Below are 14,183 nucleotides of genomic sequence, written 5' to 3' on the forward strand. Positions count from 1 at the left end.
AGGTATAACAATGACGAAAGGATTGGCGTTTGTATTTCCCGGTCAGGGCTCGCAAAAGGTCGGCATGCTGGCCGAGATTGCGGAAAGCGAACCGGTCGTAAAGCAAACATTTCAAGAAGCATCCGATGCCCTGGGCTACGATATGTGGGCCATGGTGCAGAGCGGCGAGCAGGAAACGTTGAATCTCACTGAAAACACTCAACCGGTGTTGCTGACGGCCAGTGTCGCTATGTGGCGGGTCTGGCAGGCGCGCAGTGGCGCCCAGCCCTCCTATATGGCAGGGCACAGTCTGGGCGAATTTTCTGCGCTAGTGTGTGCCGGCAGCCTGTCTTTTGCCGATGGGGTAAAGCTGGTGCGCGCCCGTGGCCAATTTATGCAAACCGCTGTGCCCGTGGGTGAAGGGTCAATGGCGGCAGTGCTAGGCCTGGATGACCAGGTCATATTAGATATATGTGCTCAGTGCGCAGATGCAGGTGTGGTGGAGGCTGTAAATTTCAATGCGCCCGGTCAGGTGGTGATTGCGGGCAAAGTCGCTGCAGTCGATAAGGCGATAGAAGCTTTGAAGGAGGCGGGCACCAAGCGAGCTATGCCGCTGCCTGTCAGTGCACCTTTCCATACCTCCCTGATGCAGCCGGCAGCGGAGAAGCTCAGTGAGGCTATCAACGCTATTCAGTGGCAAAGCCCTGCCGTGCCGGTGGTGCACAATGTGCATGCGAAGATTGAAAGCAGTGAAGCGGCGATTCGCGAGTTGCTGGTCAAGCAGCTCTACAGCCCGGTGAAATGGGTAGACTGCGTGCAGACAATGGTCGATGCCGGCGTGGAGACCACCGTTGAATGTGGCCCGGGCAAGGTGCTTAGCGGTCTGAACAAAAGCATTCACAAACCGCTGAACTGTTTGAATATCGAAGATTCGGCCAGTGTCGATAAGGCCATGGAAGCCTGTGCCTAATCCGCACAATTGAGTCAAAGGAGAGCTTTATGAGTGACAAAATTGCACTGGTGACCGGTGCAAGTCGTGGAATTGGCAAGGCTATCGCCTTGTCGCTGGCAGAGCAGGGAATGATCGTGGTTGGTACAGCCACCACCGACGGTGGGGCTGAAGCAATTACAGCTTATTTGAAAGAAGCCGGTAATGCGGGCTGCGGTATGACCCTTAATGTGGCAGACACCGATTCGGTTGAGGCTGTTATCAAAGCGATCAATACGCAGTTTGGTGCTCCAACTGTGCTAGTAAACAATGCTGGTATAACCAAAGACAACATTATGATGCGGATGAAAGAGGAAGAATGGTTCGACGTAATCGATACCAATCTCAACTCACTGTACCGTCTGAGCAAGGCCTGCCTGCGAGGCATGACTAAGGCCCGTTGGGGGCGTATTGTAAATATCAGCTCAGTGGTTGGCTCAATGGGCAATGCGGGGCAAGCTAACTATGCGGCCAGCAAAGCCGGTATGGATGGCTTTTCCCGCGCCCTGGCGCGAGAAGTTGGCTCGCGTAATATCACCGTAAATAGTGTGGCGCCGGGCTTTATTGATACCGACATGACAGCCACACTACCCGAAGAGCAGCGTCAGGCGCTGTCCGCCCAGATTCCGCTGGCGCGACTGGGTCAGCCGGAAGAAATTGCTGGTGTGGTGGCTTTTCTGGTGAGTGATGCTGCAGCCTATGTCACCGGTGATACTATTCACGTCAACGGCGGCATGTATATGGCGTAAACATTTGTCAGTACTAATATTTTTGTCAGAAATGGGTCGAATTCAGTAAAATCCTGTGCACAAATCGAAAATCACGGGGTACAATGCCGACCTGATTTTGGGTGGTAGTTTATACGGGTTTTCTACACGGCAGCTGTTAGTGCAGATATGCCAGTAAAGACCGTCAAATACCGATTCATTAAACTAGGAGTCAATAACGACATGAGTAGCATTGAAGAACGCGTCAAGAAGATTGTTGCTGAGCAGCTGGGCGTTAAGGAAGAGGACGTTCAGGAGTCAGCTTCTTTCGTAGAAGATCTGGGCGCGGATTCTCTGGATACCGTTGAGCTGGTGATGGCGCTGGAAGAGGAGTTCGAAACCGAAATTCCCGACGAAGAAGCTGAAAAAATCACCACAGTTAAACTGGCCATCGATTACATCAAGGAAAACCTCCAGTAATCTAACGCCGTCAAGGCGTAGCTGGTCACAAGAAGCCGTTTCTATTGTTTAATAGAGCGGCTTTTTTTTTGCCGCACGAAAAAGCGGCAGGCTTTGCTGGGGCGGGCGGCGCATTGTGATGTTGTCCGCGTGGCGATTACGGCGGTAAAACCGCGTGGCAGATTTTTCCTGGCGCCAAAAGATGCGAAAATGGCGCCAACGCAACAGGATTTACAGGGGCAAATAATGTCTAAAAGAAGAGTGGTCGTTACCGGCATGGGGATGGTGACCCCGTTGGGCAACACACTTGAGCAGACCTGGAAAAACATTTGTGCGGGTAAAAGTGGTATTGCGCCAATCGAGCACTTTGATGCCAGCCCGTTTGCCACCCAATTTGGTGGCTCCATTCGCGATTTTGATGTTACGCCCTACATGGATGCGAAAGAAGCGAAGCGCTTCGACCCCTTTATTCATTACGGCATGGCGGCGGCCATTCAGGCTTTGGACGATAGTGGTCTGAAGATATCTGACGATAATGCGGACCGAATTGGAGCCGCTATTGGTTCGGGTATCGGTGGAATAGGCCTAATTGAAAAAAGCCGACATATTCTCGACAGCTCGGGCCCCCGCAAACTGTCTCCCTTCACGGTTCCGGGCGCAATTATCAATATGCTCGGTGGTCTTCTGTCCATCCGCTACAACATGCGCGGACCGAATATAGCAATATCGACCGCCTGCACTACGGGCACACACAATATCGGTGTGGCCGGGCGCATGATTGCCTATGGTGACGCGGATGCCATGGTTGTTGGTGGCGCCGAATTAGCTACGACGCCGGTGGGGCTCGGTGGTTTCGTTGCGGCACGAGCAATGTCTACCCGCAACGATGACCCGCAGGCAGCGTCGCGCCCCTGGGACAAAGACCGGGATGGGTTTGTATTGAGTGATGGTGCCGGCGTGCTGGTGCTTGAAGAGTTGGAGTTTGCGAAAGCGCGCGGCGCCAGAATCTATGCGGAGTTGCAGGGGTTTGGTATGAGTGCCGATGCTTTTCACATGACTTCGCCGCCGGAAGACGGCAACGGTGCGGCCCGCGCCATGCAGGCCGCATTGTCAGATGCCGGTGTCACTCCGGCGGACGTTCAATATATTAATGCACACGGCACGTCGACGCCCGCTGGCGATATTGCTGAGGCGCGGGCAATCAAAGCCGTGTTTGGCGAAGCGGTTCACCAATTGGCGGTCAGCTCAACCAAGTCAATGGTCGGACACCTGCTCGGTGCGGCCGGGGCGGTTGAAGCAATTTTTTCGGTGCTGGCAATTAGGGATCAAATCGCACCGCCTACGATCAATCTGGACAATCCTGATCAGGATTGCGATCTAAACTTTGTGCCACATACCGCGCAGTCCATTGCCATTGAGCGGGTAATATCAAATTCCTTTGGGTTTGGTGGAACCAACGGCAGTTTGCTGTTCGGCAAGCTTGATTGAGCGTGGCAACGTTTTGATGTGGCACAATGGCCGACTTGTCACCGCACTGCCGTTGGATGATCGCGGCTGGTCGTTGGGTGATGCTTTGTTTGAGACCATACTGGTGCGACATTCTGTGCCGGTGTGGCTTGACGAGCATCTCGCGCGACTGGCGCGAGGATGTGAGCGCCTGGGTATGGATTATTCGGAGAAGCTCAGTGCCGAGATTGCGGCTGCGCTGCATGCACAGCCGTTAACCTGCGGTGTTCTGCGAATTTGCCTAAGCCGCTGTAGCGATGGGCAGCGAGGCTATCGGCCGGCAACCCGGCGCTGCCACCGCTACCTGCAACTATCGGCCTATGCCGTGCCTCCCAGGCAGCATTGGGAGCAAGGTATACGAAGCTTTGTTGCGACCACGCGGCTACCTGAGCAGCCAGATCTGGCAGGGATTAAACACACCAATCGATTGCCGAATATATTGGCGCGTGGTGAGCGCGACCCCGTGGCGTTTCCGGAAGGACTTATGTTGTCAGAATCCAGCGCTGTGATAGAGGGCATATCCTCTAATCTTTTTGTGGGTGCAAAGGGGCGACTGCTGACGCCGCGTCTGGATCGTGCCGGTGTAGCAGGTGTCGCCCGCGCCAAGGTGGTGGCGCTGGCGCAGCAACTGGGAATCCCTGTGTCCGAGGTCAGATTGGGATTGAATGATCTGTATAAGGCCGATGAATTGTTTTACTGCAACAGCCTGATTGGCCTGTGGCCGGTGCGGCAATTGGACTGTTTTCACTACGCGTCATCACGACTTTGTCAGCAACTGCAAAAAGGTTTGGAATCCGTCTGGTATGGTTAAATGGATCAAACGGTGTTTTGCAGTGGCGCTTGCCGTGGGGACCCTGGGTGCGCTGGGCGTCTTGTGGGCTAATCACAACCTGGCTCAGCCGCTCAATATTGCGTCGTCGGACTATATGCTAATGATTGAGTCCGGAACCGGTTTTTCCGAAATGAGCGCACGCCTCGAGGCGGAAGGACTGATCGGTTTTCCGCCCATTGTGCTGAATCTTTATGCGCGATTGTCAGAAACTGAAGGAGCTATACAGTCAGGGGAATACCTGCTGCATAGTGGCCTGAATAGCTACGACCTGGTCGACTTGCTAACCCGTGGCGACGTGGTGCGATACCGGGCTACGCTGATTGAGGGCTGGACCTTTGCGGAGGTGCTGAATTATCTCAGCAATCACCCGAACCTGGAACAGCATTATGACCCGCAGAAAACGGTGTGGTCACAGATCGGGGTAGAGTCACCTCTGAACGCGCACCCAGAAGGTTTGTTTTTCCCGGATACCTACAGTTTTGTCCGGGGGGCGACAGATGTGGGTATTCTGTCTCGCGCGTATCAGCAAATGGTGCAGGTAGTTGAGACGGAATGGGCACGTCGTGCCGAAGGTCTGCCTTATGAAACGCCTTATGACGCTTTGATAATGGCGTCTATTGTTGAAAAGGAAACTGGCCAGCCGCACGAGCGCGACCGTATTGCGGGTGTCTTTGTAACTCGCTTGCAGAAAAATATGCGACTGCAGACAGATCCGACCGTAATTTATGGATTACCGCAGGACGAAAGGCGAAACATTCGCTCGCGCCATCTCAAGGATGCTACCAATCCATACAATACTTACCGTCACAGTGGCTTGCCGCCGACTCCCATTGCTATGCCGGGGCAGGCTGCCATTCATGCAGCTCTGAATCCACTGCAAGACGGCGCGTTATTCTTTGTGGCCAAAGGTGACGGCAGCCACCAATTTTCGGAAACACTGGATCAGCATCGACAGGCAGTGCGAGACTACCAGTTAAAACGCCGCGAAGATTATCGATCTGCACCGCAGTAAGTTCGACCATGCGGTACAAAATGGCCACAGGCGATGCCGGTTGACTGGGCGTTGGCGGGCCGACAATTCAATTCAAAGGGTACTGGGTGAAAGGTAAATTCATAACGCTGGAAGGCACTGAAGGGGTCGGCAAGTCGACGAATCTCGCGGCCATTGTGAAGTGGCTCGAAGATCACGCCATCCCATACGTGAAAACCCGCGAGCCCGGGGGTACGCCACTGGCAGAGCAGCTACGTGAGTTATTGCTGGCCCCCCGGGATGAATCAGTGGATCCCAAGGCCGAGCTATTAATGGTTTTTGCTGCCCGCGCGCAACATCTTGCGCAAGTTATTAAGCCGGCGCTGGCGCGTGGTGAATGGGTGCTGAGTGATCGTTTTACTGATGCTACTTATGCCTATCAGGGCGGCGGGCGAGGCTTATCGCTGGATGTGATCTCCGAGCTTGAATCGCTTGTGCATGACGGTTTACAGCCTGACTGCACCATTTTGTTGGATCTGCCACCAAGAGAAGGGCTGGCGCGCGCCCAGGCGCGCGGTGAGCTTGACCGCTTTGAAAACGAGGCGCTGGCATTTTTTGAAAAGGTGCGCGCAGCTTACTTGGCGCGCGCGGCAGCTGATCCCGCTCGGTTTCATATTATTGATGCGAGCCAGACTGTTGAGGCCGTAGCCGAAGATGTTGTTGCGGTACTTAACCGCTTAGGCGAGGTCGCGTGTGACTGAGGCGATTCTTCCGTGGCAGGTATCTCAGTGGCAGCAATTGGTGGGTGCCGACAGTGAAGGCCGTCTAGGGCATGCGCTATTGCTGTCCGGGCCGGGTGGTATCGGCAAATTGCGTTTTGCGCGGGCGTTGATGGCTTGGCTTGTGTGTGAGCAGCCGCAAAATCAGGGTGCGTGCGGAAAATGTCGCAGCTGCCACTACGGTTTGGATAACCCGGACCTGCATATCATTGAGCCCCCCGAGGGCAAAAAACAAATAGCTGTAGATCAGGTGCGAGAGCTGGTGGCGCTCTCAACGCAAACCGCGCACCGCTCAGGCGGTCGCAAAGTAGTATTGGTTCATCCAGCAGACGCGATGAATGCCAACACTGCCAATGCACTGCTGAAAACGCTTGAAGAACCCAGTGGTGACACGGTGCTAATATTGGTGAGTAACGAGCCGGCTCGCCTGCTGCCGACAATTCGATCCCGCTGTCAGCAGTTGCCATTTCCTACCCCGAATGCTTCGCTCGCGCTGGACTGGCTTAAAATGTCGGTGGGTGATGCCGCGCTTGCTGAAACCTGCTTGCGCGAAGCGGGAGGGCGGCCACTGGCGGCGCAGGTCCTGTTTGAAAATGATGGTCTGGCGGCGCGTGAGCGCTGTGACTCTCTGCTGCAGGCATGGGCAGCGGGGGAGCAGAGTCTGTCGCAGGTTGTCGATGGCTTGAAAGAAGTTGAACTGGACTTTTATCTTGAATGGTTTGCCCATCGAATCCATGCGTTGCTGGTGGCTGTTATGGCCGAGCAATCTGATGACGTGAATGCCGCATGGCAGCGCTGGCTGGATAGGCCGCCGGCGGCGATATTGTCCTTTCAGAAACAATTACTGGATCTGCGGGCGCAAGTACAGCGAGGCGTTGCGTTGAATCGGCAGCTGACCATCGAATCGCTGTTGTTGAGCTGGGCGATGGTGTGCTCGTCAGCCAACGCGGGGCTTGGCGTCTAGGCCCAGTATCGTTATGCTTGCAGTCTGATCTGGAAGGAGTAAACCCCATGGCATTGAACCCCGGCGGTAAAGGCGGCATGCTTTCACTGAACATCAAGGACAAGTCTGTTCTGTTCAGTGCTTATATGCCCTTTATTAACGGTGGCGGTCTGTTTATTCCCACCAATAAACCCTACCGGATAGGTGACGAAGTATTCATGCTCCTCACCTTGATGGAAGAGCCTGAAAAAATACCCGTAGCCGGACAGGTAGTGTGGGTCACACCGCGCGGCGCACAGGGCAATCGCAGCCCCGGAATTGGGGTTCAGTTTATTGGCGATGATGACATTGCCAACCGCAAGATTGAAGAATACCTGGCGGGTATGCTCGACTCGGAACGGGCAACACACACCATGTAAGTCTCATCGCCTCCTGTGCGGCGGCGGTCAACGGAATCTATTATGTTAATCGATAGCCACTGTCATCTGGACAGACTGGATCTCTCCCCCTATAACGGCGATCTAGACGCTGCACTGAACGCTGCTCGTGAGCGTGGGGTCGAGCGCATGCTGTGCATCGGCATCGATCGCGGCAACGCCCAGGCGGTGATTGATATTGCCAGTCGTAACAGCGATATTTATGCCTCTGTGGGTATTCATCCACTGGATCTGTCCGACAACGTTGAACCCAGCGAAGCGCTCGTCGCACTGGCAGATAACGAAAACGTCATCGCCATAGGCGAGACCGGTCTAGACTATTACTACTCGCAAGATAATAAGACGGCGCAGCAGGAAAGTTTTCGCAACCATCTGCGCGCTGCTGCCAAAACCGGCAAGCCCGCCATCGTTCACACCCGTAACGCGCGGGAAGATACCCTGGCCATCATCCGCGAAGCATCCGACCCCGACGTTGCGGGTGTTTTGCATTGTTTTACCGAGAGTCGCGAGATGGCGCATGCGGCGCTGGATCTGAATTTTTATATCTCGTTTTCCGGCATTATCACGTTTAAAAATGCTGCAGATTTGCGCGACGTGGTTGCCAGCGTACCGATGGACCGTATCCTAGTGGAAACGGATTCCCCCTATCTTGCTCCGGTGCCTTTTCGCGGCAAAAAGAATGAGCCGAAGTACGTGGTGGAGGTGGCGCAGTGCGTGGCAGAGATCAAGGGAATCTCCTACGATCAGGTGGTCGCGCAAACGGCCGACAATTTTAATCGCCTGTTCAAGCTGGCGGCATAGAAAGGTAGAAGGTTTTGACCGAATTGCAGAAAACCCCGCTGTTTCAGTTGCATCAGGAACTCGGCGCAAAGATGGTGCCCTTTGCAGGTTATGCGATGCCTGTTCAATACAGCGACGGTGTTTTGAAAGAGCATCTGGCTACGAGAGAAAGCGCAGGTCTGTTTGATGTTTCCCATATGGGACAGATTCGCGTAACCGGAGACGGTATTGCCGAGGCTTTGGAAACTGTGCTGCCCCAGGATGTGATAAGCCTGCCGCCAAACCGTCAACGCTATGGCCTGCTGACCAATGAACATGGCGGTATACTGGATGATCTGATGTTTGCCAATTGTGGTGACCATTTCATGTTGGTGGTTAACGCGGCCTGTAAGAGCGACGATTTTGCCTGGTTGCGTGAGCGACTGCCCGAGCATGTTCAGCTCCAGATGCTCAATGATCGAGCTCTGCTTGCATTGCAGGGACCAATGGCGCGTACGGTGATGAGTCGGCTAGCGCCGGGTACCGAGAGCATGGTGTTTATGGATACAGCCGATGTCGCGATTGCGGGTATCGATTGCTGGGTAAGCTGTTCGGGATATACCGGTGAAGATGGATATGAAATCTCTGTGTCTGCCGATCAAGCCGAAGCTTTGGCCAGAGCTTTACTAGATTGCCCGGAAGTGTCCCCCATCGGTCTGGGCGCGCGCGATTCCCTTCGCCTTGAAGCGGGCCTATGTCTTTACGGACACGATATTGACGAAGAAAAGACCCCTGTCACGGGCAATCTAAAATGGGCTATTTCAAAGGCGCGCCGCCCTGATGGCGAGCGCTCTGGTGGGTATCCTGGCGCGGCAGTTGTGAATGCACAGTGGACAGAAGGTGGAAACCAGAAACGCGTCCTGCTGGATATTGAAGGTCGAGCGCCGGTTCGCGAAGGTGCCATTATAGTCAATGCCGATGGTAACGAGCTTGGCATCGTGACCAGCGGCGGTTTTGGTCCCAGCGTGGGTAGGCCGGTCGCGATGGGCTATGTCAGCAGTCAGGCACTGGAAGAGGGGTTGGCGTTATTTGCACAGGTGCGCAAAAAACTCATTCCGATTCATCTGCGCACTCAGCCCTTTGTCGAACAACGCTATTTTCGGGGCTGATTTACGCTAATCATGAGTGCCTATCAGCTTGGTATCATTGAAGGTTTCTATGGCCGCCAATGGTCCTGGGAAGATCGGTGCGACATGGCTGCTTTTCTCGCCGGTGCGGGATACAGCCATTATCTCTACGCACCTAAAGGCGATACCTCGCTCCGAGCCCGCTGGCGTGAGCCGTTTAACGCACTGGAATCATTGTCGGTATTGGCGGCGGAATGCCGCACTCAGGGGCTTAAGTTTGGTGTTGGCCTGTCACCGATGGGCTTGCAGATGGGCTACACCAAGGCCGATCGGCAGGTTTTGCTCGATCGTCTGCGAGAGCTAGACGCCACCGGCCTGGAAGTTCTCTGGATTCTTTTCGACGATATGCGCGGTGATCGCAGTGAACTGGCGGCGAATCAGTGCGCGGTGATGGCTGACGTGCGACAGGCATTTTCCGGCGAGCTAGCGGTGTGTCCCAGCTACTACAGTTTTGACCCGGTACTCGATGAAGTCTTTGGGCAAAGACCGCAACACTACCTGCAGGATCTGGCGGCAGGGTTAGATGACAGTGTAGGTATTCTCTGGACAGGGAATCAGGTTATCAACCAGACAATTACCGCTCAAGACTGCCTGCAATTTACCCGGCTGACGGGGCGTAAAGCACTGCTGTGGGATAATTATCCAGTTAATGATGGACGTAAAACCTCCCCTTACCTGAACCTAAACGCTTTCACCGGACGTCAGCCAGAACTGGCAGAATTCGCGGCCGGCCATTTTGCCAACCCGATGAATCAGCCGAATCTGTCAAAAATTCCCTTGCGGACGCTGCCACCATTGTTTCAGGGCTACACTGATGCGGATGCCTTGAGGGCCCAGTCGCTGTCGCTATTGCCTGAGGCGTTAGCGAGCCTTCTGGCGCGGGATTGGGAGATATTTCAGCGCAGGGGCTTGGATGGGTTGGGTCAGGCGGAAAAAGCGAGCCTGGAAGCCGACTATACTGCGCTGGACCATCCGGCAGCGGATGAGGTCTGCGACTGGCTTAACGGCGGCTACACTTTTGATCCGGAGTGCTTGACGGGTTGATCGGGCCGGGTGCGAAGCGGTTGCGCAAATGGCCAGCTTCCGGTAATGTCTGCGCCCCATGTTTACATGTAAAACATAAGTTGTGGTCCGGGCCCACCCGATGGTGCACTGGACAATAACTTGCGATGAGCGTCTGTCGAGGTTTCGACAACTGCCGGTTTGCCGGCGATGTGTTCACGCTGCGCTGCAGCCAATAACTCAAGTGATGTGAGGAAAACACATGATTTACGAAGGCAAGGCCGTTTCGGCCAAGTTCCTGGATAACGGTATCGCTGAGCTGTGTTTCGACCAGCAGGGCGAGTCTGTCAATAAATTCGACCAACTGACCCTGAGGGATTTGGACGAAGCCACTAAAGCGCTGGCCCAGGAAAAGGACCTGAAAGGGGTGCTGGTCACCAGTGGCAAGTCTGTTTTTATCGTCGGTGCCGATATCATGGAATTCACCGACATGTTCAAGCTGCCAGACGAGGAGCTTAAAGGCTGGGTTCGTGAGGCCAATGGTATTTTTAACCGCTTTGAAGACCTGCCTGTACCGACGGTTGCGGCTATCAATGGCATTGCACTCGGTGGCGGTTTTGAGATGTGTCTGGCCTGCGACTATCGGGTAATGTCTTCAAAAGCCCGCGTTGGCCTGCCTGAGGTCAAGCTAGGCATCAACCCCGGCTTTGGCGGCACCGTGCGTCTGCCGCGTGTCATTGGTCCCGATAACGCCATGCTGTGGGCCGCTACCGGTAATGACCAGAAGCCCGACGCTGCACTGAAAGATGGCGGTGTTGATGCGGTGGTTGCGCCTGAAAAACTGAAAGAAGCTGCCTTGGATCTGCTGGGTAAAGCTATCGACGGCACCTTTGATTACAAAGCGCGTCGCCAGGAGAAGCTCGAGCCAGTCAAGTTGAACGACATTGAGCGCATGATGTCCTTCACCACGGGTAAGGCGATGGTTGCGCAGCAGGCTGGCAAGAACATGCCCGCGCCGCTGACGGCCGCTAAATCCATGGAGAAAAATGCTGCACTGTCGCGCGATGAGGCTATCGAGGTCGAAATCGAACATTTTGCCAAATTGGCAAAAACCCCAGAAGCGGCTGCACTGGTTGGTCTGTTCCTGAATCAGCAGGCACTGGGCAAGCGCAACAAGCAGTGGGAAAACAAAGCTGAGCCTGTGAACAAGGCGGCTGTGCTGGGTGCCGGTATCATGGGTGGTGGTATTGCCTACCAGAGTGCCTACAAAGGTACGCCTATTCTGATGAAGGACATTGCTGACGCAGGTCTCGATCTGGGTATGAGCGAAGCCACCAAACTGCTGGCAAAGCGCGTTGATCGTGGTCGCATGTCCGGTCTGCAGATGGGTGAAGTGCTGAGCAGCATCCGTCCGACGCTGGACTACACCGGTTTTGATAAAGCCGACGTTGTGGTTGAAGCTGTTGTTGAAAACGTGAAGGTTAAGCACGCAGTACTGTCAGAGTGCGAGCAGCACATCCGTGAAGATGCGGTGCTGGCTTCTAATACGTCCACTATCTCCATTACCCGTCTGGCCGAGCCCCTGAAGCGTCCGGAAAACTTCTGCGGCATGCACTTCTTCAACCCGGTGCACCAGATGCCGCTGGTTGAGGTTATTCGCGGTGAAAAAACCAGCGATGAAACGGTCGCGCGTGTTGTGAAATACGCCACGCAAATGGGCAAGACGCCGATCGTAATCAACGATTGCCCCGGATTCTTCGTTAACCGTGTTCTGTTTCCGTATTTTGCCGGTTTCGACATGATGGTGCGTGACGGTGTGGATTTCCGTCGCATCGACAAGGTCATGGAAAAGTTTGGCATGCCCATGGGCCCCGCCTACCTGATGGACGTGGTTGGTATCGATACCGGTTTCCACGCTGCCGAGGTAATGGCAGAAGGCTTCCCGGATCGCATGAAGCACGACTACACCGGTATTTCCGAGCTGATGTTCAAGGCTGATCGCTATGGCCAGAAGAACGGGATCGGTTTCTACCGCTACGAGAAGGACAAGAAGGGTAAGCCGCGCAAGACCGAGGACGAAACCGCTCTGAAAATGGCGGCCGATTGCGCCGAGAAGTCCATCGAAATCACCGATGAAGAAATTGTCGCCCGCATGATGATCCCCATGTGTACCGAAACCCTGCGCTGCCTCGACGAGAACATCGTCAGCTGCCCGGAAGATGCGGACATGGGCCTGATCATGGGTATCGGCTTTCCGGTATTCCGTGGCGGTGCGCTGCGCTACATCGACCAGATGGGTGCCAAGGCCTTCTGCGAAATGGCAGATAAATTTGCCCACCTCGGCAAGCTCTATGAGCCCACCGAGAACATTCGCAAAATGGCCGAAAACGGCGAAACCTTCTTTAAATAATCTGGTGCAGGAGCTTAACCAATGAGTTACCAAGATACTGATGTTGTAATTGTAGATTGCGCCAGAACTGCGATGGGGCGATCAAAGAACGGTGTTTACCGCAACGTTCGTGCTGAAAACATGTCTGCCGCTCTGGTTGACGCGCTGTTGGCGCGCAACCCCGAGCTTGACCCGGCGGATATCGAAGATGTTATCTGGGGCTGTGTTAACCAGACCCTGGAGCAGGGCTGGAACATCGCCCGGATGATGTCTGTGCTGACTGTCATCCCGCACACGGTCGCCGGCCAAACCGTCAGCCGCCTGTGTGGTTCTTCCATGTCGGCGCTGCACACAGCCGCTCAGGGCATTCAGACCGGTTACGGTGACGTTTTCCTGGTTGGCGGTGTTGAGCACATGGGCCACCTGGCGATGAACCATGGCATTGACCCGAACCCCCAAGCGAGCAAGCACGTAGCACGTGCAGCGGGCATGATGGGTATGACGGCTGAAGCACTGGGCATGCTGCACGGCATTACGCGCGAACAGCAGGATCAGTTCGGTCTTCGCTCTCACCTGCGCGCAGCAGACGCTCGCGCCAACGGTCGCTTCGATAATGAAATTCTGGCGATTGAAGGTCACGACGAAGATGGTAAGAAAATCCTCGTGACTGAGGACAACACTATCCGTCCGGAAACCACACTGGAAGGTCTGGCGGAACTGCGTCCGGCTTTTGATCCGCGCAATGGTACCGTTACCGCCGGTACCAGCTCGCAGATCGCCGATGGAGCCTCTGCCATGCTGGTCATGTCTGGTGCCAAAGCCAAGGCCATTGGCGCCAAGCCCCGCGCCCGCATCCTCGGCATGGGTGTAGCGGGTGTTGACCCGTCGATCATGGGTTATGGGCCGGTGCCTTCTACCCAGAAGATTCTGAAAAAGCTGGGTATGAGCATCAAGGACATCGACTGTGTCGAGCTCAACGAGGCCTTTGCGGCGCAGGCACTGCCTGTCCTTAAAGATCTGGAGCTGCTCGATGTGATGGACGAGAAGGTGAACCTAAACGGCGGTGCGATCGCACTGGGTCACCCCTTTGGTTGTTCCGGTACCCGTATCACCGGCACGCTGCTGAACGTATTGGAGCAGCAGGACAAAAACGTTGGTCTGGCTACCATGTGTATTGGCATGGGGCAGGGTATCAGCACCATAATCGAACGCGTCTGATTTTAAGAAGCGTTTCGTAAAACGGGCC

General features: G+C 54.9%; 14 protein-coding genes. All 14 read left to right on the forward strand.

The features are described from left to right. Positions 1 to 10 precede the first annotated feature (10 nt). The gene (fabD, locus tag AC222A_RS02430; protein ID WP_486774597.1) at positions 11 to 949 is read left to right on the forward strand and encodes an ACP S-malonyltransferase; all 939 of its coding nucleotides are present in this window, start codon (positions 11 to 13) and stop codon (positions 947 to 949) included. Between the two features lie 29 nt (positions 950 to 978). After that, positions 979 to 1,716: a 3-oxoacyl-ACP reductase FabG gene (gene fabG, locus AC222A_RS02435; RefSeq protein ID WP_372764886.1), complete on the forward strand. Its 738-nt coding sequence runs from the start codon at positions 979 to 981 to the stop codon at positions 1,714 to 1,716. Between the two features lie 201 nt (positions 1,717 to 1,917). Next, complete coding sequence (gene acpP / locus AC222A_RS02440) at positions 1,918 to 2,154, forward strand: acyl carrier protein (RefSeq protein WP_183409231.1); 237 nt, start codon at positions 1,918 to 1,920, stop codon at positions 2,152 to 2,154. Positions 2,155 to 2,379: 225 nt separating this feature from the next. Further along, positions 2,380 to 3,621: a beta-ketoacyl-ACP synthase II gene (gene fabF / locus AC222A_RS02445; protein WP_372749435.1), complete on the forward strand. Its 1,242-nt coding sequence runs from the start codon at positions 2,380 to 2,382 to the stop codon at positions 3,619 to 3,621. A gap of 16 nt (positions 3,622 to 3,637) precedes the next feature. After that, complete coding sequence (gene pabC, locus AC222A_RS02450) at positions 3,638 to 4,450, forward strand: aminodeoxychorismate lyase (protein ID WP_486774598.1); 813 nt, start codon at positions 3,638 to 3,640, stop codon at positions 4,448 to 4,450. Next, the gene (mltG, locus tag AC222A_RS02455; protein ID WP_372764884.1) at positions 4,443 to 5,483 is read left to right on the forward strand and encodes an endolytic transglycosylase MltG; all 1,041 of its coding nucleotides are present in this window, start codon (positions 4,443 to 4,445) and stop codon (positions 5,481 to 5,483) included. The genes pabC and mltG overlap by 8 nt, the downstream gene beginning before the upstream one ends. 86 nt (positions 5,484 to 5,569) lie before the next feature. Then, complete coding sequence (tmk, locus tag AC222A_RS02460) at positions 5,570 to 6,202, forward strand: dTMP kinase (RefSeq protein ID WP_372747528.1); 633 nt, start codon at positions 5,570 to 5,572, stop codon at positions 6,200 to 6,202. Next, the gene (locus tag AC222A_RS02465) at positions 6,195 to 7,184 is read left to right on the forward strand and encodes a DNA polymerase III subunit delta' (RefSeq protein ID WP_486774599.1); all 990 of its coding nucleotides are present in this window, start codon (positions 6,195 to 6,197) and stop codon (positions 7,182 to 7,184) included. The genes tmk and AC222A_RS02465 overlap by 8 nt, the downstream gene beginning before the upstream one ends. Before the next feature lie 47 nt (positions 7,185 to 7,231). Then, positions 7,232 to 7,582, forward strand: coding sequence for a PilZ domain-containing protein (locus tag AC222A_RS02470; protein WP_372747530.1), 351 nt, complete (start codon positions 7,232 to 7,234; stop codon positions 7,580 to 7,582). Positions 7,583 to 7,624: 42 nt separating this feature from the next. Then, entirely contained in the window at positions 7,625 to 8,401 is a 777-nt protein-coding gene (locus AC222A_RS02475) for a TatD family hydrolase (protein WP_372747531.1), read from the forward strand. A gap of 14 nt (positions 8,402 to 8,415) precedes the next feature. Next, positions 8,416 to 9,528 carry a glycine cleavage system aminomethyltransferase GcvT gene (gene gcvT, locus AC222A_RS02480; protein WP_486774600.1) on the forward strand — a complete coding sequence of 371 codons (1,113 nt, stop codon included), beginning with the start codon at positions 8,416 to 8,418 and terminating at the stop codon, positions 9,526 to 9,528. Positions 9,529 to 9,540: 12 nt separating this feature from the next. Continuing rightward, a complete protein-coding gene (locus AC222A_RS02485; protein WP_372747533.1) occupies positions 9,541 to 10,590 on the forward strand; it encodes a beta-N-acetylglucosaminidase domain-containing protein in 1,050 nt (349 codons plus the stop codon). A gap of 220 nt (positions 10,591 to 10,810) precedes the next feature. Continuing rightward, positions 10,811 to 12,958 (forward strand): fatty acid oxidation complex subunit alpha FadB, encoded by a 2,148-nt coding sequence (gene fadB, locus AC222A_RS02490; RefSeq protein WP_372780723.1) that lies wholly within the window; start codon positions 10,811 to 10,813, stop codon positions 12,956 to 12,958. 21 nt (positions 12,959 to 12,979) lie between these two features. After that, positions 12,980 to 14,155 carry an acetyl-CoA C-acyltransferase FadA gene (gene fadA / locus AC222A_RS02495; protein ID WP_372747535.1) on the forward strand — a complete coding sequence of 392 codons (1,176 nt, stop codon included), beginning with the start codon at positions 12,980 to 12,982 and terminating at the stop codon, positions 14,153 to 14,155. Positions 14,156 to 14,183 lie beyond the last annotated feature (28 nt).

The sequence above is a fragment of the Litorivivens sp. genome (genome assembly GCF_057445395.1).